This is a genomic window from Geodermatophilus sp. DF01-2, from assembly GCF_004571065.1.
Lineage (GTDB): Bacteria > Actinomycetota > Actinomycetes > Mycobacteriales > Geodermatophilaceae > Geodermatophilus.
In genome coordinates this window covers 1-23934 of the sequence record NZ_SPQN01000009.1, presented here as the reverse complement: position 1 = coordinate 23934, position 23934 = coordinate 1, and the positions used below count along the sequence as shown (strand labels likewise).

Below are 23934 nucleotides of genomic sequence, written 5' to 3'. Positions count from 1 at the left end.
GTTGCCCCGGGCGCAGGCAGGATGACCCTCGACATGGCGAGTGCAGCACGCGCGGAGGCGGTCGCCCCGCAGAGAACCGGCCGATCGCTCCGGGCCTGGCAGCAGGCCGCTCTTGACCAGTACGAGCAGGAGTCCCCGAAGGACTTCCTCGTGACCGCGACGCCGGGCGCCGGCAAGACGACCTTCGCCCTCACCCTCGCCGCGCGGCTGCTGCAGCGGCGTGAGGTCGCCCGCGTGGTCGTCGTCTGCCCCACCGACCACCTGCGACTGCAGTGGGCCGACGCGGCCGACCGGATGGGCATCGTCCTCGACCCGGGTCTCACCAACGCCGTCGGGCCGGTGCGCGCCGGCACCCAGGGCTACGTGACCACCTACGCGCAGGTCGCCGGCAAGCCGATGCTGCACGCGGCCCGCGCCACCGCGGTGAAGACGCTCGTCGTCCTCGACGAGGTGCACCACGCCGGTGACGGCCTGTCCTGGGGCGAGGCCATCGAGGAGGCGTACGGCTTCGCCGCCCGCCGGCTGTGCCTGACCGGGACGCCGTTCCGCACCAAGCCCGACGAGCGCATCCCCTTCGTCCGCTACGAGGAGGACGGCTTCGAGGCCGAGGAGGGCGGGCTCGTCAGCCGGGCCGACTACACCTACGGCTACAAGGAGGCGCTGGCCGACAGCGTCGTCCGCCCGGTCGTCTTCGCCGCCTACACCGGGACGTCGCGCTGGCGGAACTCCGCCGGCGAGGTGGTCGCCGCCTCCCTGTCCGAGGCCGGCACCCGCTCGGTGGAGATGCAGGCGTGGCGGACCGCGCTGGACCCCAAGGGCCAGTGGGTGCCGCACGTCATCGCCGCGATGGACGACCGGATCACCCACCTGCGCGAGGAGGGCGGCATGCCCGACGCCGCCGGGCTGATCCTCGCCAGCGACCAGGACGACGCCCGCGCCTACGCCACGATCGTCCGCCGGGTCACCGGCAAGGCCCCCGAGCTGATCCTGTCCGACGACCCCAAGGCGTCGAAGAAGATCGAGCGCTTCGCCACCGGCTCGGCCCGGATCGCGGTCTGCGTTCGGATGATCTCCGAGGGCGTCGACGTCCCGCGGGCCGCCGTCCTGGCGTGGATGACCTCCTACCGGACGCCGCTGTTCTTCGCCCAGGCCGTCGGCCGCGTCGTCCGCGCCCGGGCGTCGCACGAGTCGGCCACGGTGTTCCTCCCCGCCGTCCGGCCGCTGCTCTCCCTCGCCGCCTCGATGGAGGAGCAGCGCAACCACGTCATGCCCCCGCCGAAGACGGTGCAGGGCGACGAGCTGGACCTCGAGCCGCTGCCGCCCGAGGAGCGCGAGCCGGCCACCATGAAGCAGTTCGAGGCGCTCGAGGCCGACGCCCGCTTCGCGCACGTGCTGGCCAGTGGCACCGCGCACACCGGCGAGGGCCGCCCGGCCGCGGCGCCGCTCGCCGCCGAGGAGGAGGACTTCCTCGGCATCCCCGGCCTGCTCACCGCCGAGCAGACGGCGTCGCTGCTGGCCAAGCGGGACGACGAGCTGCGGATGCGCATCGCCCAGCGCGCACACTCCGGCGACGACACCGGTGAGCTGCCGATCGTGGAGAACCACCCGGACGAGGACGACGCCGGCCGCTCGTGGCGCGACGCCGCGGAGCTCCGGCGGGAGATCAACCGGCTGGTCAGCCGGGTGTCGGCGAAGACGTCGACGCCGCACGCGGTGGTGCACACCGAGCTGCGCAAGGCCGTGCCCGGGCCGCCGTCGGCCTCGGCGTCGGTCGACGTCCTGCGCGCCCGCCGCGAGCGCCTCCGCACCATGCTGTGAGTCCGCCCGCCGGTTGATCACCGGCGGACGGCTGTCACGGTCAGACCCGCCTCACGTGTGGCTCCCCCCACGCTCCTCGGGTCCCACCCGATCGGGTGGGATCGGTGGCCGACCGGGATCGGCGACGTCCGTCCCGGGCACCAGTCGCTTCGCGGCGACCGCCGCCGGTCGCGTCGTGCCCCGCTGCAGCACCGCGACCTCGAGGAAGGGGAATCAGCATGCGACTCGGAACAGCGATCGTCCTGCTTGCACTCGGTGCGATCCTCATCTCCGCCCTGCGCGTCGACCTCAGCGGAGTCGACCTGCAGGTGGTCGGCTGGATCCTCATGATCGTCGGCGCACTCGGCATCGTGCTGGAGGTCGCGGTCTGGGGCCCGCGCCAGCGGCGTCGGGTCACCCGCACCGACTCCTACGGACCGCCCGCCTCGGACGGGCCGGCCCAGCGGACCACCACCAACGAGACCTACTGACCCGGCCGTCCTCCTCTCCGCTCCCCGGGAACGGCGGGCGGGGCGAGCATGGCCGCGCCCGGCGGCACGTCGCGGACGACGGTGGCGTTGGCGCCGATACGGGCGTCGTCCCCCACCGTCACCGGGCCGACCACGACGGCGCCGGCCCCGATGCTCACCCGGTCGCCGATCACCGGCTGGCCGCGGCCGGTGTGCCCGACGGTGACCTGCTGGTTGACCCGGCAGTCCCGGCCGACCGTGCGCGCGGTCAGCGTGGTGGCGTAGCCGTGCTCGACGCCGTAGAACGACCACTCGACGCCCAGCTCGACCGCTCGCGCCAGCGCCGTGTCCACCCAGCGCAGCGTCGCGCCGACGTCCCCGGATTCGTACGGGACGACGGCGAGGTTGAACAGCACCCGCAGCTCGACGTCGGTGTCGCCGGAGCGCCGGGCCCGCACCGGCCCGGGCCAGCTCGGTCGGGAGGCCCGCGACCGACTCGAACAGCTGCAGCCGGCCGTCGTCCAGGAGCGGCCGGGGCGTCAGCGGGCGGCCGAGGTCGGCGGCGTCCCCGGCCGGCAGCTCGGGGACGCCGGAGGTGACCCGGCCGGACAACAGCGCCGGCAGGCCGGGCTGCCCCGCTCCGGCGGCCACCGGGCGCAACCGGTCGACGAACGGCAGGTAGGGCAGCCCGACGTCGCCGAGGCCCACGCAGTGGCCGGTGAGCACGCGCAGGCCGCGGTCCGCGGCGCGGGCGGCGAGCTCGTCGAGCAGCCGGGTCTTGCCGACGCCGGCATCGCCGGCCAGCAGCACCGCGCAGGTGCGCCCGTCGAGGCGGCGGTCGACCGCGGCGAGCAGGCGAGCGAGCTCCGCGTCCCGGCCCACCAGCGGTCGGTCGTCCCACTGGGGCACGGTGCCGATCGTGGCACGGTCCCCCGACGGGACCGGTGCGACCGGGACGCGGGTGGTGCCCGCGACGCTCAGCTCGCCCGCCGGCGGGTCCGGAGTCCGCGCCGCGTGCGGGTGCCGCGACCGCTGCGCTGCAGCACCTCACGGCGGTAGGCCAGCTCGGCCTCCAGTCCGGGGCTCGGGTGGAAGGTCATGACCGTCTCCTGTCGTCGTCGGTGTCCGGTGACGACGACGGTCGTGCTGAGGGGTGGGCCGCGGCGTCGGTCGATCGGGCGTTCTCGCCCGCCGTGCCGCCGCCTGAGGCCCCTCAGCCGGCCCTCAGCGCAGCTCGGTGCCCTTGGTCTCGCGCAGGGTGGTGAGGATGACGACGAACGCGATGGCCGCGGCGATCGCGACGTACCAGAAGAACCACAGCGGCCGGTCGTTGTTCGACAGCCAGACGATGACCAGCGGCGCGGTGCCGCCGAACGTGGCGACCGTGAGGTTGTACCAGGCACCGATGCCGGTGGCCCGGAGCTCGGTGGGGAACAGCTCGCTCATGATCGCCGGCGCGATCGAGGCCAGCAGGGCGTAGAGCCCCAGCCCCGTGCAGAACACCACGATGAGCGACAGCAGGTTGTCTCGCACGAGATAGGACAGCGGCACGATGAGCAGCGCGTACGCGGCCGACCAGACGAGCATCTGCGGTCTGCGGCCGAAGCGGTCGGAGAGCGCCCCGAAGGGGTAGCAGAGCGCTACGAACAGCGCGGTGCCGATGGAGAGCGCGAGGAAGACGTCGGTCCCGTCCGCGCCGCGGAACGTGATCGCGAACGGGGTCAGCGCGCTGAAGAAGGTGTAGTAGGACAGGGTCGACAGCAGGGTGATGGCACACAGCTGCACCACGGCCTTCGGGTGGTGGCGGATCGTCTGCCACAGCGGGTGCTTGGTCGCCCGCGCCTTCTCCGCGTTCTCCTCGAACTGCTCGGTCTCCACCAGCGACCGGCGCAGCCACATGCCGACCAGGCCCAGCAGGCCACCGATGAAGAAGGCGATCCGCCAGCCGTAGGACTCCAGCTGCGGCCGGGTGAGCACGTTGGTCAGCAGGACGCCGAGCAGGGACGCGGCCAGCAGCGCCGAACCGGTGGAGATGTAGAAGAACGACGAGTACCGGCCGCGGTGGTCCGGAGGGGCGATCTCGCCCAGGTAGGCCGAGGCGTTGGAGACCTCCCCGCCCAGCGACATGCCCTGGGCGACGCGGGCGAGCAGCAGCAGGATCGGGGCCAGCCAGCCCACCTGCTCGTACGTGGGCAGGATCGCGATCACCATCGAGCCGCCGGCCATCAGCAGGATGGTCAGCAGCATCCCGGCCTTGCGGCCGCGGAGGTCGGCGAACCGGCCGAGCAGGATGCCGCCCAGCGGCCGGAAGAAGAAGGCGAGCGCATACGTCGACGTCGCCCCGATCAGCGCGAGCGCCTCGTTCTCGGCCGGGAAGAACTGGCCGGCGAAGAAGACGACGAAGGTGGCGTAGACCGTCCAGTCGAACCACTCGACGGCGTTGCCGATGCTCGCCGAGACGAGGGTCCGTATCGGGAGCCGGTGCCGTTCCTCGACCGTGCTCGTGCTCGTTCCGCGGTCCACCGTGCCGGCCATGGGAGCTCCTGACGTTGCCCGGTTCCTGCCCCGGGACGACAGTAAGGCGGCCGACGCACGGCGGCACGTCGATCGTGACGGCCGCCGTCCGCGGTGGACGGGGGCTGCCGGAGGAGAGGGTCCGGACCGGATGACGGCCGCCTCGCGGCGAGCGGCACAACGCGGCTCCAGACCCCCGACCGGAGTCGGGGCGGTGGTCCGCGAAGGCGTAACCAAATTGGCACCCGGGGGCACGATGCACCCGGCCCGGACACTCTTCACGCTACCCCTGTCCGCGCCCGGTCACACGGCCCGGAACGACCGACCTGGGCCGTCCGCGCCGTGCCAGACTCCGGCCGTGGCCGACCTGACCGATGCCGAGGCGCGCGTCCTCTCCGCCGTCGACGAGGCGTGGGCGGTCTCCCGGCTGCGCGATCTGGTGGCCGTCCCCTCGGTCGGGGGCACGGCCGCCGAGAGCGAGGTCCAGCACCTGGTCGCCGACTGGCTGGAGGAGCTCGGCTGCGCCGTCGACCGGTGGCCGATCGACCTCGCCGCCGCGGCCACGGCCCCCGAGGCCCCCGGCCAGGAGGTCGAGCGGAGCGAGGCGTGGGGCGTCGTCGGCACCGTCCCGGCCACCGAGGAGAGCCTGCCGGCGCTGGTGTTCTCCGGCCACACCGACGTCGTCCCGCCCGGTGAGCGGTCGCTGTGGCCGGCCGACCCGTTCGACCCGCGCGTCGTCGACGGCGCGGTCCTCGGCCGCGGGTCCTGCGACATGGAGGCCGGCGTCGTCGCCGCCCTCGCCGCGGTGGCCGCCGTCCGGACGGCGGGCGTGCGGCTGGTCCGCCCGGCTGCCGTGCACGCCGTCGTCGGCGAGGAGGACGGCGGCCTCGGGGCGTGGGCGACCCTGCAGCGCGGGCACCGCGGCGAGGTGTGCGTGATCCCCGAGCCGACCGCCGGTGCGGTGGTCACCGCCAACGCCGGGGCGCTGACCTTCCGGTTGGAGGTGACCGGCCACGCCGCGCACGCCGCTCACCGCGACCGGGGGGTCAGCGCGGTCGAGCTGTTCGCCGACGTGCACGCCGGGCTGCGCGCGTTCGAGGCCGAGCGGCAGGTCGGGGCCGATCCGCGCTTCGGCGGCGCGCCGTACCCCTACGGCATCAACATCGGCCGCGTGCGGGCCGGCGACTGGGCCAGCTCGGTGCCCGACCGGCTGGTCGCCGACGGTCGCTACGGCGTCCGGCTGGGCGAGGACGTCGCCGAGGCGCGGACGGCGTTCGAGCGGCGGCTGGCCGGGATCTGCGCCGCCGACCCCTGGCTGGCAGACCATCCGGTGCGCCTGACCTGGACCGGCGGCGCCTTCGCCAGCGGCTCGCTGCCCCCCGGCCATCCCCTGCTGCCCGCCGTCCAGCGGGCGGTCGCCGACACGGGAGTCGGCGTGCCACCCGAGCGGGCCATTCCGGCCGGCAGCGACCTGCGGCTCTACACCGCGGCCGGGGTGCCGACGCTCCACTACGGGCCCGGCGACCTGCACCTGGCCCACGGGCCGCTGGAGCGGGTGCCGGTCGACGAGCTGGTCACCGCCGCCCGGGCGTTCGCCCTGCTGGTGGTCCGGACCTGCGGCGTCCGATGAGTCTCGTCGGCTTCGAGGCGTGGACCCGACTGGCCGGCGACTCCCCCACCTCCCGCACCGAGTGGGCCGCCGTCGTCGCCGCGTGGGGCGAGCCGCACCGCCGCTACCACGACCTGGCCCACCTGGCCGCGGTGCTCGGGCTGGTCGGCGAGCTGGCCGGCGCCGCGACCGACCCCGACGCGGTGCGGCTGGCCGCCTGGTACCACGACGTCGTCTACGACCCCCGCCGCGTCGACAACGAGCGGGTCAGCGCCGAGCGGGCGCGAGCCGGGCTGCGCGGGCTGGTGCCTCCGGATCGGGTCGAGGAGGTCTCCCGGCTCGTGCTGCTCACCGCCGGGCACGACCCCGGCCCGGACGACGCGAACGGCGCGGTGCTCTGCGACGCCGACCTCGCGGTGCTGGCCGGCCCGCCCGAGGCCTACGCGGGCTATGCCTCGGCGGTCCGGGAGGAGTACGGGCACCTCTCCGACGCCGAGTTCACCGCCGGGCGCACCGCCGTCCTCGACCACCTGCTGGCGCTGCCCGCGCTGTACCGGCTGCCGGCGGTCGCCGCGAGGTGGACGCCGCGGGCTCGGGCCAACCTCGCCGCCGAGCTCAGCCTGCTGAGGGCGAGATCCGGCGCTTCTTGAGTCGCAGACCCGCCCCCATCAGCCGGGCGAGCAGCTCGCGAGCGCCCACGGGTTCCGCGCCGGCGGCCACGGCGACGTCGTAGAGCTCGTCGGGGACGTCGTAGTGGTCGCCCTGGAACGCCCGCCGGGGAATGCCGAGCTCGGCGGAGACGAAGGCGTGCAGCTCCTCGTAGGAGACGTCGCTGACCAGGTGTGACCAGCGCCGCCCGCGCCACGGCCACACCGGGGGGTCGATCAGCACCGCCACGCCGGCCAGTCTGCCGGTCGCACTACCGTGCTGCTGATGAGCGACGAGATCCGCTGGGGCGTGGTGGGGCCCGGCCGCATCGCCGAGAACGTCATGGCCGACTTCGCGCACGTGCCCAGCGCCCGGCCGGTGGCGGTCGCCTCTCGGTCGGCCGAGCGCGCGGCGGCCTTCGCGCAGCGGCACGGGCTCGAGCGGGCGCACGGTTCCTACGCCGACATCGTGGCCGACCCGGACGTCGACGTCCTCTACGTCGCCACCCCGCACGCCCAGCACTCCGCCGTCGCACTGGCCGCCACCGACGCCGGCAAGGCGCTGCTGGTGGAGAAGGCGTTCACCGCGACGACCGCCGGCGCCGCCGAGGTCGTCGAGCGGGCGCGCGAGCGCGGCGTCTTCGTCATGGAGGCGATGTGGACGCGCTTCCAGCCGGCCGTCGTCCGGCTGCGGGAGCTGGTCGCCGACGGCGCGATCGGGGAGGTCCGCACGGTGCAGGCCGACCTGGGCGTCGCACGCGACTTCGACCCGGCCGACCGGTTGTTCGCGCTGGAGCTCGGCGGCGGGGCGCTGCTGGACCTCGGCGTCTACGTCGTCTCGTTCGCCCAGATGCTGCTCGGCGCCCCGGACACCGTCACCGCGACCGGCTCGCTGTTCACCACCGGCGTCGACGCCGAGGCCGCCCTCCTGCTGGGGTACGCCGACGGCCGGTCGGCCACGCTCACCACGTCGCTGCGCCATCCGACGCCCGGGCAGGCCCGCGTCTTCGGCACCTCCGGCTGGATCGACGTCCTGCCCCGCTTCCACCACCCGCGGACCATCGTCCTGCACCGCATCGGTGCCGAGCCCGAGGAGATCACCCTCCCACCGGCCGGCACCGGCTATTCGCACGAGCTGGCCGAGGTCACCGAGTGCCTGCGGGCCGGGCGCACCGAGAGCGCGGTGATGCCGCTCGCCGACACCCTCGCCGTCCAGACGGTGCTCGGTGAGGCGGCCGACCAGCTCGGCGTCGCGCACAGGGAAGACCCGTACGTGCTGCGCTGACCCCACCCCGACGGGTGACCCGCCTCAAGCCGCCGGTCAGTGCGCCGATGGTCACAGGGACCGCCCGCCCGGCCGGTCATCGACGACCCCACTGGAGCCTCGCGTGTTCCTCATCGAAGGCCTCGCCGCCCTCGCCGCCAAGGTGGCGGCCGCCTCCACCGTCAGCCAGGCCGCGGCCGGTCTCGGCATCGCCGTCGCCGGCGTGACCGGGGCCGGCGCCGCCGGTGTCCTGCCCACGCCGGTGCAGGACACCGTTGCCGGCGCCGTCGAGGTGGTCTCCCCCTTCGACCTGCCGGACTCGGCCGAGGAGACCGACGACTCCGACACCGATCCACCGGGCGACACCGACGAGAGCGACGACTCCGGCACCGATTCCCCGGGCGACGACACCGAGGCCGGCGACTCGGGCACCGATCCGGCCGATGACGCCACCGAGACCGACGGCTCGGGCACCGACTCCCCGGGCGACGTCCCGGACGAGGAGGCCTCCGGTGACGACTCCGACGACCCGGCGCGGGCCGGCCGGGAGGCCGAGGAAGAGGCTCGCGAGGCCGCCGAGGAGGCTGCCGAGGACAAGCGCGAGGCCGCCGAGGAGGCTGCCGAGGACCGGCGTGAGGCCGCCGAAGCCGCCGCCGAGGCGCAGCGCGAGGCCGAGGAGGAGGCCCGTGAGGAGGCCCAGCGCGCCGCCGAAGCCGCCGCGGAGGCCCAGCGCGAGGCTGACGAAGCGGCCCGCGAGGCCGCTGAGCGCGCGGCCGAGGAGGCCGCCGAAGGCAGTGAGTCCGACGACCGGGGCCGCGACTCCGACGACGACTGAGGGTTCACCCGTCCGGCAGGCCGGGGCCCGCTCCCGCGAGCGGCGCCCCGGCCTGCGGCGTCTCCGGCGGGGCCCAGGCCCGGCCGGACGCCTGATCGAGGGTCGGCACGCGGGTCGGCGTCCGGCCGGTGCGCCGCACCGCCTCGGCGAACACCACGGCGTCGACGACGGCGGCACCGCCGGGGTCGTTGTTGAAGTACACGAGGACGTCGTCGTTCCCGTAGGCCGCCGACAGCCGCTCGGCCCACAGCTGCAGGGTCTCCGGTCGGTAACCCCAGCCTTCGGCGCCGGTGTGCAGCCGGAAATACCCCCACTCGGCGGTGCGCCACAGGGGTGCGACCGGCTGCTCGGCCCGGTCCGCCCAGCACAGCGCCGCCTGGTAGCGCTCCAGCAGGGCGCGGACCTCGTCGGTCCACCAGCTCTCGTGCCGGGGCTCGACGGCGACGCGGGTGCCCGCCGGGAACTGCGCGAGGCAGACGCTGAGCAGCTCCACATCGGCCTTCAGCGTGGGCGGCAGCTGCAGCAGGACGGCGTCCAGCCGGTCGCCGAGGCCGGCCACCCGCTGCATCAGCCGGGCGACCGGCTCCTCCGGGTCGCGCAGCCGCTTGACGTGGGTGAGGAACCGGCTGGCCTTGACCGCCCAGCGGAAGTCCGGCGGGGTGCGGGCACGCCACGCCTCGAACGTCGCCCGCTCCGGCAACCGGTAGAAGGCGTTGTTGCTCTCGACGGTGGCGAAGTGCCCGGCGTGGTGCTCCAGCCACAGCCGCTGCGGCAGCTTCGGGGGATAGAAGCGGCCGCGCCAGTCCCGGTACTGCCAGCCCGACGTCCCGATCACCATGGCCACGGGTGCCGCTTACCCCACCCTCTCCCGACGACGCGCGGCGCCCTGGGACGACGCGATCGGCGGCGCCGACCTGGTGAGCGGCCCGTCGGACGAACTCACGGAGAGGTCGTACGACCAACGTCGTCCCCCCGCATTGGGGACAGGACGGCCCCCTCCGCTCGGCTGCCGGTACCGCGTCGCGGCAACGACTGTGACTCCCACGAGACCGACCCGCTGCAGGAGCGGGCACGGCGCGACTGCGGAGAAGGCGATGACCAGGACACGACCGACCCAGCACGGCGGTCGCGGGGGTGGACACGGAGCTGTGCTCCCCCCCGCGTCGCGAGCATCCCGATCCCCCAAGCGGCTGATGGCCGGCGGCCTGGCCGCCGTCACGGTCACCAGCGCAGCAGTGACCCTCGCCAGCAGCGCCCAGGCGGGAACCCCACCGACCGGCCCCGGCAACATCGAGATCTTCAACAAGCGGAGCATGGTGGCTCTGGAGGGCTACGTCGCCCAGGCCGGGCAGGAAGCCACGGTCGAGGTGATCCGGGGAACCGAGACCATCGGCATCGGCCGAGGAACGGTGGACGAGACCGGCTTCCTGGAGTTCAACCACCCTGGTGGCGAGTGTTGGATCGGGGTCACCCCCACCATCAAGCCGGGCGACGAGGTGAAGGTCTCGTTCAGCGGAGAGGCCTTCACGGACTCCGCGATCACGGCCTCCCCCACGGTGACCGCGGTCGAAGGCAGCGGTTTCACGCCCTCCGGCGAGGTGGTCCCGGGAGACCCGGAGAACCGGGTTCGCGGTACGGGGACGGTCGCGATCCGTGGCACCTACGATCCCGGCGACCCGTGGTGGGACCCGGCTCGGTTCGTCATCGAGACGGTCAACCCGGAGAACGACGACGACAAGACCCCGCCGGGGGAGGACCCCGGCCTGTCCGACAACCGGGCCATGGGGATCACCCTGGTGCCGGACGCAGAACACCCCAACGGCGAGCCCGGTCTGTGGGACGCCTCGGCCACGGCCGACCCTGCCACCGGCGAGATCGTGGGCACCTACACCCTCTACACCGAGGCCGACTACGACCGCGTGCTCGAGGGCGACCACGTCTTCGCAGCCTGGATGGCGGGCGAGGAACCGGCGCTGGGCCTGACCCAGAACGAGTTCGAGGAGATCCCCGGCCCAGGGATGGGCGGCTGCCCGCCGAGCCCCGACGGTCAGGTGCCGACAGCGCCGACGACGGCCCAGCTGTCCTCGGTCGCGGACTCCACCTCGGTGACCGTTGCCTGGGAGACCCCGACCCAGCCCGCCGACGCCCCGGAGGTCACCGGGTACCGGGTGGCCGCGGTCGGTGGCACCCACGCTGAGCAGGAGGTCGCGGAGCGGACCGGCGGGACCACCGTTTCGCTCGACGGTCTGGAGGCCGGCGCGCAGTACGAGATCAAGATCGAGGCCTTCAACGGCCAGTGGTCGGCGCAGCAGTCACTCGGCACGATCACGGTCGGGTCGGGCACCTCCACCGGCGGCACGGGTGGCGGCAGCGGTGGTGAGACCCCGCCGCCGGACAACTCGACGCAGGCTCCTGCGGCTCCGACCGATGTGACTGCCACGGCCAACGACAGCGGCGGTGTCGACGTCAGCTGGACCGCCGCCGACGGTGCGGCGAGCTACGAGGTCAGCGCGACGACCGACGCAGCGGGTGCCGCTACCCCGGTCACCACGACGGTCCAGGCGCCGGCCACCACGGCGGCCCTGAGCGGGCTGACCGCCGGTACGTCGTACACGGTGTCGGTCACCGCGGTCAACGCGGCGGGCAGCACGGCGGCAGCGGAGACGGCCTCGGTCACCACGAACGCGGCGGCGGCGCCCGCGGCGTTCAACCTCACCCGCGTCATCCCCGGCCACGAGCAGATCACGGCTGAGTGGACCGCAGCCCAGCCAGGAAACGCCGCCAGCCCGGTGACGGGGTATGACCTGACCGCCACTCCGGCCGACGGCGGTGTTGCGGTCACCACCTCCGCGACCGGCACGACCGGCACGGTGGCCGGCCTCCGAAACGGCGTCGAGTACACGGTCTCGGTCACCGCCAAGAGCGGCACCGCGGCGACCACGGGCACGGTTCCTGCGAGCGTCGACAACACGGTCGCGCCGAACGACGTGGTGACCGTCACCCGGGCCCAGTACCGAGCCGACAAGCGCGAGTACAAGATCCAGGGCACGGCGCAGGACACCACGGCCAACCGGGTGCACCTCCGGATCGGTGACGTCGCGGGGTCGGGCACGACCATCCAGCTCAACGTTCCGGTCGCGGCCGACGGCACCTGGTCGGTCGACCTCCGCAACGGGCCGGCCCTGCCGAGGAACAACCGCTTCAACGTCGTGTCGGACTCGGGCGCCAGCCTGGTCACGGTGATGACGCGGTCGCGCTGATCCCGACCGGCACCACGGGGCCGAGACCGGGCCCCGATCACAACCGAACAGACCCGAGGGCCCGTCACCGCGCCGGTGACGGGCCCTCGGCCTGCGTGCCGGTGGAGGCGACGCGTGACCGCCCCGCGGCAGGGGCACAGCTGACCGGGAGTGCCCCTGCCGAGAAGACCCCGTGCACGAGCTGGCGAAACCACGCAGGAGCACCGCACCGCCGGGCACGGGTCCGACGAACGCCAGTGAGGAGGAGACGTGACCGATCTGCCGCCGACCGTCTTCGTGCTCTTCGGTGCCACGGGCGACCTGGCCCGCCGGATGGTGCTGCCGGCCTTCCACCAGCTCGCCGAGGCCGGCCTGCTGCCCGACGACTGGCGCCTGGTCGGCAACGGCCGCGGCGACGTGTCGCACGCCGACTTCGCCGCTCTGGTGCACGACGCGCTCGCCGAGTTCGGCCCGGACCCCGACCAGGGGCCCTGGGCGGAGTTCGCCGGCCGGCTCCGCTTCGCCGGCGGTGGCTTCGACGAGTCCGACCCGGGCAGCCTGCTCGACGTCCTCACCGAGGCCCGGAACGAGCTGGACGGCGACTCCCAGCTCGTCCACTACCTCGCCGTCCCCCCGGCGGCCTTCGAGAAGCTCACCCGGGGCCTGCAGCAGCACGGGCTGACCGAGGGCGCGCGGGTGGTCTACGAGAAGCCGTACGGCACCTCGCCGGAGACCTTCCGCGAGCTCGACGAGCTGGTGCTTTCCGTGCTGGACGAGGACCAGGTCTTCCGGATCGACCACTTCCTGGGCAAGGAGGGCACCCAGGACCTGCACGTGCTGCGCTTCGCCAACGGGCTGTTCGAGCACGTGTGGAGCCGCGAGCACGTGGCGCAGGTGCAGATCGACGTCCCGGAGGACCTCGACGTCGCCCAGCGCGCGGAGTTCTACGACGCCACGGGCGCCGCCCTCGACATGCTGGTCACCCATCTGTTCCAGCTCGCCGCCGAGGTCGCGATGGAGCCACCGGTCAGCTTCTCCCCCGCCGACCTGCAAGCGGCCCGGGAGAGCGTCCTGGCCGCCTTCCGCCCCCTCGACCCCGACGAGGTCGTGCTCGGCCAGTTCGACGGCTACACCGGCACCGAGGGGGTCGCCGACGACTCCCGGACCGACACCTTCGTGGCCGCCCGGCTGTGGGTCGACACCGAGCGCTGGCGCGGCGTCCCGTTCCTGCTGCGCACCGGCAAGCGGATGGCCGCCAGCGAGCAGCGCGTGAGCCTGCTGCTGCGCGAGCCCGAGGGCCCGGTGACCGACGCACCCGGGCACGGCAACGTCCTGTCCCTGTCGCTGTCCGGGTCCGGCGCGGTGGACCTGCAGGTGGTCGCCAAGGAACCCGGCCCCGAGCTGGCCCTCGCCACGGCGACCGCCACGCTCCAGCTCGCCGACGTCCCGGGCGGAACCCCGCTGCCGCCCTACGTCTCCCTGCTGCACGACGTCCTGACCGGTGACCGGTCGTTGTTCACCAGCAGCGACGGCCTGGCGCACGCGTGGCGGGCCTTCGCCCCGCTGCAGCAGCGCCGTCCGCAGGTGCACGGCTACGCGCCGGGGTCGTGGGGTCCGGCCGAGGCCGATGCGCTGGCCGAGCCGGCCGGCTGGCTGCTGGGCGGCTCGCAGTCCTGAACCGCGGCGCGGTGTGCTGAGCTGCACGCATGGCCGACGCACCCGCCCGCTTCAAGGACCTCTGCCTCGACGCCCGCGACCACCAGGCGATGGCCGACTGGTGGTGCGCCGCTCTGGGCTACGTCCGCTACGCCGACCTCGCGCCCGGTGACTACAGCGCCCCCCGACCGGCGGAGTGGCCGGTGCCCATCGCCGACCCGACCGGCGCCGGCCCGCTCATCTGGCTCAACCCGGTGCCCGAGCCGAAGACGGTCAAGAACCGGATGCACCTGGACGTCGTCGGGGACGCCGCGGCGCTGCTGGCGGCCGGCGCGACCCTCGTGCGCGCACGGGACGCCGAGATCGGCTGGGACGTGCTGGCCGACCCCGAGGGCAACGAGTTTTGCTGCTTCACCCCGGAGGACTGAGCGAGGACCCCGCCCTCCCCACCCTTCGGAGAAGGACCCCGTCCTCCTCGCCGCTCGCAGGCTGGCGGCGAGGAGGACGGGGCCGGCCCGGGACGGGCCCGGGGGCGTACACGCCGACAGGGGCGGCCCCGCGAGTGCGGGGCCGCCCCTGCCGGGCTGTGCTCGGTGTTACGGGAGGAGTGGACTCAGAAGTCCATGCCGCCCATGCCGCCGTCGGCGCCCGGCATAGCCGGGGCGGCCTTCTCCGGCTTGTCGGCGATGACGGCCTCGGTGGTGAGGAACAGCGCCGCGATGGAGGCGGCGTTCTGCAGCGCCGACCGGGTCACCTTGGCGGGGTCGATGATCCCGCTGGCGACCAGGTCCACGTACTCGCCGGTTGCGGCGTTGAGACCGGTGCCGGTGTCGGAGTTGCGGACCTTCTCCGCGACGACGCCGCCCTCGAGGCCGGCGTTGATCGCGATCTGCTTCAGCGGCGCCTCGAGCGCGACCCGCACGATGTTGGCACCGGTGGCCTCGTCACCGTCGAGCTCCAGCTTCTCGAACGCCACGGTGGTGGCCTGCGCGAGGGCGACGCCACCACCGGCGACGATGCCCTCCTCGACGGCGGCCTTGGCGTTGCGCACCGCGTCCTCGATGCGGTGCTTGCGCTCCTTGAGCTCGACCTCGGTCGCGGCGCCGGCCTTGATGACGGCGACGCCACCGGCCAGCTTGGCCAGGCGCTCCTGCAGCTTCTCGCGGTCGTAGTCGGAGTCCGACTTCTCGATCTCGGCGCGGATCTGGTTCACCCGGCCGGCGATCTGGTCACTGTCGCCGGCACCCTCGACGATCGTCGTCTCGTCCTTGGTGACGACGACCTTGCGGGCGCGGCCCAGCAGCTCGGTGCCGGCCGACTCGAGCTTGAGGCCGACCTCCTCGCTGATGACCTGGCCACCGGTGAGGATGGCGATGTCGGCGAGCATGGCCTTGCGGCGGTCACCGAAGCCGGGGGCCTTGACGGCGACCGACTTGAAGGTGCCGCGGATCTTGTTGACCACCAGGGTCGCCAGGGCCTCGCCCTCGACGTCCTCGGCGATGATGGCCAGCGGCTTGCCCGACTGCATGACCTTCTCCAGCAGCGGGAGCAGGTCCTTGACCGAGCTGATCTTCGAGTTGACGACGAGCACGTACGGGTCGTCGAGGACGGCCTCCATGCGCTCGGCGTCGGTGACGAAGTAGGGCGAGATGTAGCCCTTGTCGAAGCGCATGCCCTCGGTGAGCTCGAGCTCGAGGCCGAAGGTGTTGCTCTCCTCGACGGTGATGACACCTTCCTTGCCGACCTTGTCCATCGCCTCGGCGATGAGCTCACCGATGGCGTTGTCGGCGGCGGAGATCGACGCGGTGGCGGCGATCTGCTCCTTGGTCTCGACGTCCTTGGCGGTCGAGAGGAGGTACTCGGTGACCGACTCGACGGCCTTCTCGATGCCCTTCTTCAGGGCCATCGGGTTGGCGCCGGCGGCGACGTTGCGCAGACCCTCGCGGACGAGCGCCTGGGCGAGCACGGTGGCGGTGGTGGTGCCGTCACCGGCGACGTCGTCGGTCTTCTTCGCGACCTCCTTGACGAGCTCGGCGCCGATCTTCTCCCACGGGTCCTCGAGCTCGATCTCCTTGGCGATGCTCACACCATCGTTGGTGATGGTGGGAGCGCCCCACTTCTTCTCGAGGACGACGTTGCGGCCCTTCGGACCGAGGGTCACCTTGACGGCGTCGGCGAGGGTGTTCATGCCCCGCTCGAGGCCGCGGCGCGCCTCTTCCTCGAAGGCGATCATCTTGGCCATGTGGTGATGTCCTCCATGCATGGATCGCTGCACGGCCGGGACCGGCGCCCGCGACGGACGACACCGGCGACGCGGACTCCCTTGCGCCCGCACACCAGTGCCTCACCGTTCCGACCTGATTGGCACTCGGCACTGTCGAGTGCCAACTCCGAGTCTGGCACTCGACCGGTAGGAGTGCAACAACACGGTCGGCCTACCGGCCTCCACCGCGGCCATGACATCGTCGTCCCACCGGACGACACCGCCATCACACTGTCGTCCTTCGGACGACGACCGCGGCCAGGAGTCGTCCCCCGCCTGCGTGGAGCCCGCCCACGTCCCTCCTCGGGGACCCTCGGGGCCCCGCTCGTCGGTCGTCCCTGCGGGGCCCGTCACTTCGTGGCCGTGGAGGTCGCCCAGACACGACGAAGGCCCGATTCCCCTTGCGGGGAATCGGGCCTTCGCTACTGCTGAGTGGTTCTCAGGCGGTGCGCACGGCGTCGGCCTGCGGACCCTTCTCGCCCTGGACGACCTCGAAGGTGACCCGCTGGCCCTCGTCGAGGCTCTTGTACCCGTCCATCTGGATGGCCGAGTAGTGGACGAAGACGTCCTGGCCGCCGTCGACGGCGATGAAGCCGAAGCCCTTCTCGGCGTTGAACCACTTCACGGTGCCCTGTGCCACGTGTGCTCCCACGTTTCCTGCGTGCGGACGACCCCCACGAACCAGGAGGCCGGGTCGAGCTCTTCCGCCCGCCGAACACGAACGTGGAACCGAACCGCGGGAGAAGGTACAGCACGAAAGACGTGGTGAGAGCAACCTCACGCACGCGGCACACCGGAGGGGCCGCAGCCGCCCGGTCCGGTTCTGCGGTGACCCTACTCCGTCATCCGATGAGTCCCGCGTCCCGTGCCGACCTCAGCGACGGCTCCACCCGGTGGGTGGGCCCGACGACCGGCTCCAGCGGGTCGAGGGTCTTCAGGCCCTCGCCGGTGTTGAGGACGACGGTCTCCTTGGTCGGGTCGAGCCGGCCGTCCTCGACCAGCTGGCGGAGCACCGCCACGGTGACGCCGCCCGCGGTCTCGGCGAAGACGCCGGTGGTGCGCGCCAGGTCGCGGATGCCCTGCACGATCTGCGCGTCGTCCACCCGGCCCACGGCGCCGCCGGTGCGCCGGATGGCGTCGAGGGCGTACGGGCCGTCGGCGGGGTTGCCGATGTTCAGCGACTTGGCGATCCCCGTGGGCCTGACCGGCTTGACGACGTCCCAGCCGTTGTCGAAGGCGGTGGCGATCGGGTCGCAGCCGGCCGACTGCGCGCCGAAGATCGTCCACTCACTCGCCTCGACGATGCCGGCCACGGTGAGCTCGCGGAACGCCTTGTCCACCTTGGTCAGCAGCGACCCGGACGCCATCGGGATGACCACCTGGGCCGGGATCCGCCAGCCGAGCTGCTCGGCGAGCTCGTAGCCCATCGTCTTGGAGCCCTCGGCGTAGTACGGCCGCACGTTCTGGTTGACGAACGCGGTGTCCTCGAACTCGTCGGTTTCGGCGAGCTCGCTGGTCAGCCGGTTGACGTCGTCGTAGGAGCCGTCGACGGCGACCAGCGTCTGCCCGTAGACCGCCGACTGCACGACCTTGCCCGGCTCGAGGTCGGAGGGGATGAAGACGAAAGAGGGCAGGCCGACACGGGCGGCGTGCGCGGCCACCGAGTTGGCCAGGTTGCCGGTCGAGGCGGCGGCGATCTTGGTGTACCCCAGCCCCCTGGCCGCGGTGGCGGCGAGGCTGACCACGCGGTCCTTGAAGGAGTGGGTGGGGTTGGCCGAGTCGTCCTTGACCCACAGCCCGCCGGTGAGGCCGAGCTCCGCGGCCAGCCGGTCGGCGCGCACCAGCGGGGTCAGGCCCGGGTCGAGGGTGACGCGGTCGGCCGGGTCCTGGCCGACCGGCAGCAGCGCGGCGTAGCGCCAGATGTTCTGCGGCCCCGCCTCGATCTGCTCGCGGGTGACCGCCCGCATCAGCTCGGGGTCGTAGTCGACCTCCAGCGGGCCGAAGCACTCGGCGCAGGCGTGCTCGGCGACGAGCCCGAAGGTGGCGCCGCAGTTGCGGCAGACGAGGCCACGCGCGGGGCACGGCGGAACCGGGCCGCCGGCGGACGAGTCGGCCTGGACGGCTGGGCTCGTCCTGGTGGAGCTGGGAGCGGTCAGGGTCATGCGACGACTACCTCCTCATCTTCCCCGCGTCGGGCCGTCGAGCCGCGCGGGACGGAATTGGCACCTTCCGCCGCGCGAACGCGCGGACGGCGGTTGCCGGGGCTTCGTCGGGCCGTGTCCCTCTGCCCCTCTGGATGAGTGGAACGCCCACGACTCTACCCAGGTGCCGGACGGCGCACCGGCCCGGGCCAGGATGGAGGGGTGGGAACCCGCGTCGTCTACACCGACCTCGACGGCACGATGGTCGGGCCGCGGGGCTCGTTCTGGCACACCGCCGGCCGGGACCTCACCGACGACCCCGCCCTGGCGCTGCACGACCTGCACCGGGCCGGCGTCGCGCTGGTGCTGGTCAGCGGGCGGACGTTCGAGCAGGTGGTGGAGGCGGCGCGCATCTTCGCCGCGGACGGTGCGATCGCCGAGCTAGGCTCGGTGGTCAGCTGGGACGTCGGGCGCGGCGTGCACCGGCTGACCGGGGCGCTGCCCGACGAGTACGCCGGGCGGACGCCGATGGAGGTGATGGCCGAGCTCGGCGTCGTCGAGGAGCTGCTGGCCCGCCACCCGGGCCGGCTGGAGTGGCACGCGCCCTGGCACGCCACCCACCTCACCGACGCCCTGCTGCGCGGCCGGGTCGACCCGCTGGGCGTCGACGCGGAGCTGGCCGAGCGGGGCGTGGGCTGGCTGACGCTCAAGGACAACGGCGCCATCCCGGCGACGTCGCGCATGACGCTGGCCCCCGAGGCACTGCCGCCGCGGGTCTACCACCTGATGCCGCGCGGCATCTCCAAGGGCGCGGCGATCGCCTGGGACCTCGAGCGGCGTGGGCTGGGACCGGCCGACGCCGTGGCGATCGGCGACAGCGTCAGCGACCTGGAGATGGCCCCGGCGGTCGACCGGCTGTGGATCACCGCCAACGGGGCGACCGTCGACGGGATGGCCGACCTGCTGGCCGCCGTCCCCAACGTGACGGTGACCGACGCCCCCATGGGCGAGGGCTGGGCCCAGGCCGTCCGCGCCTCGCTGTAGCGGAGTCGCTCGAGCGCGGTTTCCGCGCTCGAGCGACTCCGCTCAGGAGGTGACGTCGCGGCGGGAGAAGTGGCGGAACGCCAGCGCGGTGAAGACCGCCGCGTAGACCAGCGACTGGACGACGCCGCGGAACAGGTCGCCGGAGTCCACCGGGGTCTGCAGCAGGTCGGTCCAGGCGAACTCCTCCGCCGTCGGGAAGAAGTCGCGGATGTCGCCGAGCTGCTCGACCTGGTCGAGGATCGCGAACACGAACATGGTGAACACTGCGCCGCCGACGGCGGCCAGCGGCGCGTCGGTGACGGTCGACAACCAGAACGCCAGCGTGCCGACGACGAGCAGGTGGACGGCGAGGTAGCCGACCATCCCGGCCAGCCGCAGCAGCCCGTCGGCCTGGCCGAGGGTCACCCCGATCGGCGTCCGGACGGCGTCGAACCCGAACGCGATGCCGCCGGCGACGAGCGCGGTGAGGACGACCGTGAGCAGGGCGCCGACCGACAGGACGAACGCCGCGTACCACTTCTGCCGGAGCAGCCGCATCCGCGGCACCGGGGTGGCCAGCGTGTACCGCAGCGAGCCCCACTGCGCCTCGCTGGCCACCGTGTCGCCGAAGAACAGCGCGTAGACCACGACCAGGAAGAAGCTGGTCGTCGCGAACAGCACGAACAGGGTGAAGTTGAGCCCGCTGGCGGTGGCGACGTCGACCAGGTTGAGCCGGCTGTTCTCCTGCGCGTCCTCGCCGGCGCCCAGCTGGAGCGCGGCGATGAGCAGCAGCGGCAGGGCCACCATCAGCGCGAAGACGCCGATGGTGCGCCGCCGCTTGAACTGCCGGCGCAGCTCGACCGACAGCCGCAGGGTGCGCTCGGGCCGGTAGCCGGCGATCGCCCCCGTGGGTTGCACGTGCTCGCTCACCGAACTCATGACTCCCCCACCAGTGCCAGGAACGCGTCCTCCAGCCGTCGGCGCGGGGTGAACGCGTCCACCGCGACGCCCGCGGTCACCAGGGCCTGGAGCGCCCGCGCCCGGCTGGTGCCGTCGAGGTCGGCGACCAGTCCCTCGTCGGTGCGCTCGACGCCCACCCCGGGCAGCTCCGCGAGGACGGCGGCCGCCCGGTCGCTGTCGGCGTCGTCGGCCAGCCCGACCAGCACCGAGCCGCCGGTGCCGACGATCTCCTCCACCGTGCCCTGGGCGATCTTCTGCCCCTTGGCCATGACGACGACGTGGCTGCAGGTCTGCTCGATCTCGCTGAGCAGATGGCTGGAGACGATCACCGTGCGGCCGGTCGCGGCGTAGGAGCGCAGCACCTCGCGCATGGCGTGGATCTGCGGCGGGTCCAGCCCGTTGGTCGGCTCGTCGAGCACCAGCAGGTCGGGCAGGCCGAGCATCGCCTGGGCGATCGCGACCCGCTGGCGCATCCCCTGGCTGTAGCGGCGCACCGGCCGGTCGATCGCGGCACCGAGGCCGGCGACCGCGATCGCCTCGTCCATGTGCGCGTCCTCGGCGGGGCGACCGGTGGCGGCCCAGTACAGCCGCAGGTTGTCGCGGCCCGACAGGTGCGGCTGCAGGCCGGTGCCCTCGACGAACGAGCCCAGCCGGGACAGCACGGGCGCGCCCGGCCGGATCTCGTGGCCGAAGACGGTGATCCGCCCGTCGGTCGGCCGGATCAGGCCCATGAGCATGCGTAGCGACGTCGTCTTACCGGCGCCGTTGGGCCCCAACAGGCCGAGCACCTGCCCTCGGCGCACCTCGAAGGAGAGGTCGCGGACGGCGACGAACCCGTCCTTGTAGGCCTTCGAGACGCCGGTGAAGCGCAGCGGCACGTCCTCGCCGTCGGGCTCGACCGCCGAGACCCGTCGCCGGCGCCGGCGTCCCCACAGGACGGCGGCGCCCCAGCCGACCAGGCCCAACGCCACCGCGGCCCCGAGCAGCACCCACCACCGCGAGGTCCCGCCCGCGGCCTCGGTGCGCCCGTCGACCGTCGGGACGGCGAGCGCGGCGGCGTCCCCGCCGGAGGCCAGGGCGACGGTGTAGACGCCCGCCTCGGCCGGCAGCGCGAAGGCCTGGTCGGTCGAGGAGACCACCACGCGCATGGTGTGCCCGGCCTCGAAGCGGTGCACGATCCCCGGCAGGGTCACGCTGACCTGCGTCGGCGCCGCGGGGTCGGCGGACAGCCCGGTCAGCGCCAGCGGGGCGACCAGCCCCGCCGGCAGCGTCGCCGTCCCGTCGGGGGCGACGTCGTAGAGCTTGGCGAAGAGGGTGGCCGAGCCGCCGGGCGCGGCGACGGCGAGGTCGATCGTCGGCGCCCCGACGACCTCGACGGCCTCGTCGAGCGGCTCGCTCTCGAAGGCGGCGAACTGCCCGGGGATCTCGAACGAGCCCCCCGGTAGCGCCGCTGCCAGCGAGCCGAGCCCGGGCACCACGGTGATCGCGGCGGGGGTGCCGCCGGCGGGGGTGACGACCGGCTGCACCGGCCCGTCGACGACGACCGCCGACCGCTCGGCCGGCTCGGTGCCGGCCAGGCCGGGGTAGGCGGGCGCGGTCACGGTGCGGTTGCCGCCCTGCACGCTGCCGATCCCGGCGGCCACACCGGTGGGGGCGGGGAACTCGAAGCCGGCGCCCGGGTCCTCGCCCCGCCCTCGCAGGTGCCAGTCGAACCAGCCGGCCACCAGCTCGCGGAGCCGCTCGGTGGTCCGCTCCGAGGCCTGACCGTCGTGGCCGCCCTGGTACCAGACGACCTTCACCGGGGTGCCGTCGGCGGCGATGCCGCGGGCGTTGGCGTCGGCCTGGCCGAGGCCGAACAGCGAGTCCTGGGTGCCCTGGACCAGCAGGGTCGGCGCATCGATCCGGTCGAGGACCGTGGCCGGGCTGCTGCGGTCGAGCACGTCGGCGACCTCGGGGGTCAGCGTGCCGGTGGACGCGGCGGACTGGTAGGCGGCGCAGACGTCGGCGCGGAAGCGCCCGCAGGTCAGCAGCTGCTCGACGGCCTCCAGGTCGATCGAGGCCGGGTCGATCGAGCCCGGGTCGACCGGCAGGGCCGCAGGCAGGTCCCCGGCCGGGGTGGCGCCGTCCTGGAGCGCGTCGAGCAGCCCGCCGGTGGGCGCCGACCCGACGCCGAAGAACAGCCCCGACCACAGCCGCTTGTAGACGCCGCCGTCCGGGGCCTGCGGGATGGCCGCGACGGTGTCGGCGGCGGGCTCGCCCACCTGGGAGGGGAACAGCGCGGCGGTCAGCGAGTGCCAGGTGATCTGCGGGGCGATCGCGTCGACCCGGTCGTCGTAGCCGGCGGCGAGGAGCGCGAGCGCCCCGCCGTAGGAGGCGCCGGCGACGCCGACCCGTGGGTCACCCTCGGCGTCGAGGAGGACGTCGTCCCGGTCGGCGAGCCGGTCGAGCAGCGCGGAGAGGTCGGCGACCTCGAACCGCGGGTCGTTCAGGCCGATCCGGCCGGTGCTCTTCCCGAAGCCGCGCGCGGAGTAGGTGAGGACGACGTAGCCCCGGCCGGCGAGGTCGCGGGCGTCGTCGGCGACCGACTCCTTGCTGCCGCCGAAGCCGTGGGCGAGCACGACGGCGGGGGCGGGCTGCTCCGCGGTGGCCGAGGCGGGCAGGAAGAGGGTGGTGTCCAGCTCGACGGCGTCGGCGCCCTCGCCCACGGCGACCCGCGCCTCCTCGGTGACGACGTCCTCGGCAGCCGCGGCGGGGGCGGCCGGCAGGAGCCCGATCAGCACCAGGGTGAGCAGCAGGAGGAGGGCGGCGGGCGTCGCGCGGGCACCGGAGCGCGGGCGGGGACGCACGGGCCCGCGAACGGGACGCACGGAGCGGCCAACGGACGGGTGCTCACCGATGTTCCGGAGACGGCCGCACACGGGGCGGTCTGCGGTCAGGGCAGCCACTCGCCGGTGGTGACGACCACGAGGCCGGGCGCCGCGACGCCCGGGACCTCGAAGAAGCGCACGGCGGGCCCGCTGATCTGCGGGAACTGCTGCATGAGCTGGACCGCAGCGTCGTACTGGACCTGGTCGCCCTCGGTGTAGAAGACGGTGGTCGTGGCGACGTCGGCGCCCTGGTACTGGCCGACACCGGGCGACTCCCACCCCTGGGTGGCCAGCTCGGCGGCGACGTCGGCGGCCAGCCCGGAGATCCCCGTGGCGTTGAGCACGGTCACCGGCGCGCGCACGGGTGTGGCGGGCGCCGCGTCGACCGGCGGCAGCGGGGACACATCCAGCGGCGGCAGCACCGAGCTCGGGACGGACGGCGCCGCCGCCGTGGTCGGGGCGATGTCCGCCGCCGTGCTGCGGGAGGCATCCCGGGCCTCCGGCGAGGCGAAGGAGTAGACGCCGAGCACCACGAGGGCGACGACGGCGACGGACAGCAGCCCGATCGCGGCACGGCGCACGCCGGAGCCACGGCCGCCCTCCCCGGCGGCGCGGGCGGCCCGGAGGCGTTCGGCCTCGGCGGCCTGGC

General features: G+C 73.8%; 20 protein-coding genes, 1 pseudogene and 1 riboswitch. Of the genes and pseudogenes, 10 read left to right on the top strand and 11 right to left on the bottom strand.

The window, feature by feature from the left end; all coding sequences use genetic code 11:
* Positions 1-33: 33 nt before the first annotated feature.
* Complete coding sequence (locus E4P41_RS04830) at positions 34-1818, top strand: DEAD/DEAH box helicase family protein (RefSeq protein WP_135139776.1); 1785 nt, start codon at positions 34-36, stop codon at positions 1816-1818.
* A 218-nt stretch (positions 1819-2036) separates the two neighbouring features.
* Positions 2037-2288 (top strand): DUF6458 family protein, encoded by a 252-nt coding sequence (locus E4P41_RS04825; protein WP_135139774.1) that lies wholly within the window; start codon positions 2037-2039, stop codon positions 2286-2288.
* On the opposite strand, the gene E4P41_RS04820 is transcribed toward E4P41_RS04825, so the two are convergent.
* The 3 genes and pseudogenes from E4P41_RS04820 to E4P41_RS04810 form a co-directional block, all read right to left on the bottom strand.
* Positions 2282-2725: a DapH/DapD/GlmU-related protein gene (locus E4P41_RS04820; protein ID WP_135139772.1), complete on the bottom strand. Its 444-nt coding sequence runs from the start codon at positions 2723-2725 to the stop codon at positions 2282-2284. The genes E4P41_RS04825 and E4P41_RS04820 overlap by 7 nt on opposite strands.
* Before the next feature lie 229 nt (positions 2726-2954).
* A pseudogene (locus E4P41_RS23010) lies at positions 2955-3149 on the bottom strand (AAA family ATPase); the annotation flags it as partial.
* Positions 3150-3491: 342 nt separating this feature from the next.
* The gene (locus E4P41_RS04810; protein ID WP_135139770.1) at positions 3492-4802 is read right to left on the bottom strand and encodes an MFS transporter; all 1311 of its coding nucleotides are present in this window, start codon (positions 4800-4802) and stop codon (positions 3492-3494) included.
* Positions 4803-5139: 337 nt separating this feature from the next.
* Between E4P41_RS04810 and E4P41_RS04805 the strand changes: the two genes are divergently transcribed.
* On the top strand, positions 5140-6411 hold the full coding sequence (locus E4P41_RS04805) for an ArgE/DapE family deacylase (RefSeq protein WP_135139768.1): 1272 nt from the start codon (positions 5140-5142) through the stop codon (positions 6409-6411).
* The gene (locus E4P41_RS04800; RefSeq protein ID WP_135139766.1) at positions 6408-7040 is read left to right on the top strand and encodes a metal-dependent phosphohydrolase; all 633 of its coding nucleotides are present in this window, start codon (positions 6408-6410) and stop codon (positions 7038-7040) included. Before E4P41_RS04805 ends, E4P41_RS04800 begins: the two co-directional genes overlap by 4 nt.
* Here the strand turns inward: E4P41_RS04800 and E4P41_RS04795 are convergent.
* Positions 7006-7287 (bottom strand): DUF4031 domain-containing protein, encoded by a 282-nt coding sequence (locus E4P41_RS04795; RefSeq protein WP_135139765.1) that lies wholly within the window; start codon positions 7285-7287, stop codon positions 7006-7008. The genes E4P41_RS04800 and E4P41_RS04795 overlap by 35 nt on opposite strands.
* 36 nt (positions 7288-7323) lie before the next feature.
* On the opposite strand from E4P41_RS04795, the gene E4P41_RS04790 reads away from it, so the two are divergent.
* Positions 7324-8322 (top strand): Gfo/Idh/MocA family oxidoreductase, encoded by a 999-nt coding sequence (locus E4P41_RS04790; RefSeq protein ID WP_135139763.1) that lies wholly within the window; start codon positions 7324-7326, stop codon positions 8320-8322.
* 103 nt (positions 8323-8425) lie between these two features.
* Entirely contained in the window at positions 8426-9136 is a 711-nt protein-coding gene (locus tag E4P41_RS04785; RefSeq protein WP_135139761.1) for a hypothetical protein, read from the top strand.
* Between the two features lie 4 nt (positions 9137-9140).
* Here E4P41_RS04785 and E4P41_RS04780 read toward each other — a convergent pair whose 3' ends face one another.
* Entirely contained in the window at positions 9141-9974 is an 834-nt protein-coding gene (locus E4P41_RS04780; protein WP_245177114.1) for a DUF72 domain-containing protein, read from the bottom strand.
* A gap of 310 nt (positions 9975-10284) precedes the next feature.
* Between E4P41_RS04780 and E4P41_RS04775 the strand changes: the two genes are divergently transcribed.
* From E4P41_RS04775 to E4P41_RS04765, 3 genes are all read left to right on the top strand, one after another.
* Positions 10285-12396, top strand: coding sequence for a fibronectin type III domain-containing protein (locus tag E4P41_RS04775; RefSeq protein ID WP_167760926.1), 2112 nt, complete (start codon positions 10285-10287; stop codon positions 12394-12396).
* Between the two features lie 249 nt (positions 12397-12645).
* A complete protein-coding gene (locus E4P41_RS04770) occupies positions 12646-14052 on the top strand; it encodes a glucose-6-phosphate dehydrogenase (NADP(+)) (RefSeq protein WP_135139756.1) in 1407 nt (468 codons plus the stop codon).
* A 29-nt stretch (positions 14053-14081) separates the two neighbouring features.
* Complete coding sequence (locus tag E4P41_RS04765) at positions 14082-14459, top strand: VOC family protein (protein ID WP_135139754.1); 378 nt, start codon at positions 14082-14084, stop codon at positions 14457-14459.
* 185 nt (positions 14460-14644) lie between these two features.
* Here the strand turns inward: E4P41_RS04765 and groL are convergent, their stop codons facing one another.
* The 3 genes from groL to thrC all read right to left on the bottom strand — a co-directional run bounded on the left by groL (position 14645) and on the right by thrC (position 18456).
* A complete protein-coding gene (gene groL, locus E4P41_RS04760) occupies positions 14645-16273 on the bottom strand; it encodes a chaperonin GroEL (RefSeq protein ID WP_135139752.1) in 1629 nt (542 codons plus the stop codon).
* Positions 16274-16733: 460 nt separating this feature from the next.
* The gene (locus E4P41_RS04755) at positions 16734-16934 is read right to left on the bottom strand and encodes a cold-shock protein (RefSeq protein WP_091109274.1); all 201 of its coding nucleotides are present in this window, start codon (positions 16932-16934) and stop codon (positions 16734-16736) included.
* Positions 16935-17136: 202 nt separating this feature from the next.
* The gene (gene thrC, locus E4P41_RS04750) at positions 17137-18456 is read right to left on the bottom strand and encodes a threonine synthase (RefSeq protein WP_135139750.1); all 1320 of its coding nucleotides are present in this window, start codon (positions 18454-18456) and stop codon (positions 17137-17139) included.
* 12 nt (positions 18457-18468) lie between these two features.
* Positions 18469-18597: riboswitch (SAM riboswitch) on the bottom strand.
* A gap of 60 nt (positions 18598-18657) precedes the next feature.
* Here thrC and E4P41_RS04745 point away from each other — a divergent pair.
* Positions 18658-19479: an HAD family phosphatase gene (locus E4P41_RS04745; RefSeq protein ID WP_135139748.1), complete on the top strand. Its 822-nt coding sequence runs from the start codon at positions 18658-18660 to the stop codon at positions 19477-19479.
* A gap of 42 nt (positions 19480-19521) precedes the next feature.
* Here E4P41_RS04745 and E4P41_RS04740 read toward each other — a convergent pair whose 3' ends face one another.
* From E4P41_RS04740 to E4P41_RS04730, 3 genes are all read right to left on the bottom strand, one after another.
* Positions 19522-20397 carry an ABC transporter permease subunit gene (locus tag E4P41_RS04740; RefSeq protein WP_135139746.1) on the bottom strand — a complete coding sequence of 292 codons (876 nt, stop codon included), beginning with the start codon at positions 20395-20397 and terminating at the stop codon, positions 19522-19524.
* Positions 20394-23264, bottom strand: a complete 2871-nt coding sequence (locus E4P41_RS04735; protein WP_245177109.1) for an alpha/beta fold hydrolase — start codon at positions 23262-23264, stop codon at positions 20394-20396. The genes E4P41_RS04740 and E4P41_RS04735 overlap by 4 nt, the downstream gene beginning before the upstream one ends.
* An 86-nt stretch (positions 23265-23350) precedes the next feature.
* A partial coding sequence (locus E4P41_RS04730; RefSeq protein ID WP_135139742.1) for a LytR C-terminal domain-containing protein occupies positions 23351-23934 on the bottom strand: 584 nt, incomplete at its 5' end.

Bases quoted from the DNA above. Each gene is read 5' to 3' on its own strand.
- E4P41_RS04830 (WP_135139776.1), top strand. From the start codon at position 34: ATGGCGAGTGCAGCACGCGCGGAGGCGGTCGCCCCGCAGAGAACCGGC.
- E4P41_RS04825 (WP_135139774.1), top strand. From the start codon at position 2,037: ATGCGACTCGGAACAGCGATCGTCCTGCTTGCACTCGGTGCGATCCTC.
- E4P41_RS04810 (WP_135139770.1), bottom strand. From the start codon at position 4,802: ATGGCCGGCACGGTGGACCGCGGAACGAGCACGAGCACGGTCGAGGAA.
- E4P41_RS04800 (WP_135139766.1), top strand. From the start codon at position 6,408: ATGAGTCTCGTCGGCTTCGAGGCGTGGACCCGACTGGCCGGCGACTCC.
- E4P41_RS04790 (WP_135139763.1), top strand. From the start codon at position 7,324: ATGAGCGACGAGATCCGCTGGGGCGTGGTGGGGCCCGGCCGCATCGCC.
- E4P41_RS04780 (WP_245177114.1), bottom strand. From the start codon at position 9,974: ATGGTGATCGGGACGTCGGGCTGGCAGTACCGGGACTGGCGCGGCCGC.
- E4P41_RS04765 (WP_135139754.1), top strand. From the start codon at position 14,082: ATGGCCGACGCACCCGCCCGCTTCAAGGACCTCTGCCTCGACGCCCGC.
- groL (WP_135139752.1), bottom strand. From the start codon at position 16,273: ATGGCCAAGATGATCGCCTTCGAGGAAGAGGCGCGCCGCGGCCTCGAG.
- thrC (WP_135139750.1), bottom strand. From the start codon at position 18,456: ATGACCCTGACCGCTCCCAGCTCCACCAGGACGAGCCCAGCCGTCCAG.
- E4P41_RS04740 (WP_135139746.1), bottom strand. From the start codon at position 20,397: ATGAGTTCGGTGAGCGAGCACGTGCAACCCACGGGGGCGATCGCCGGC.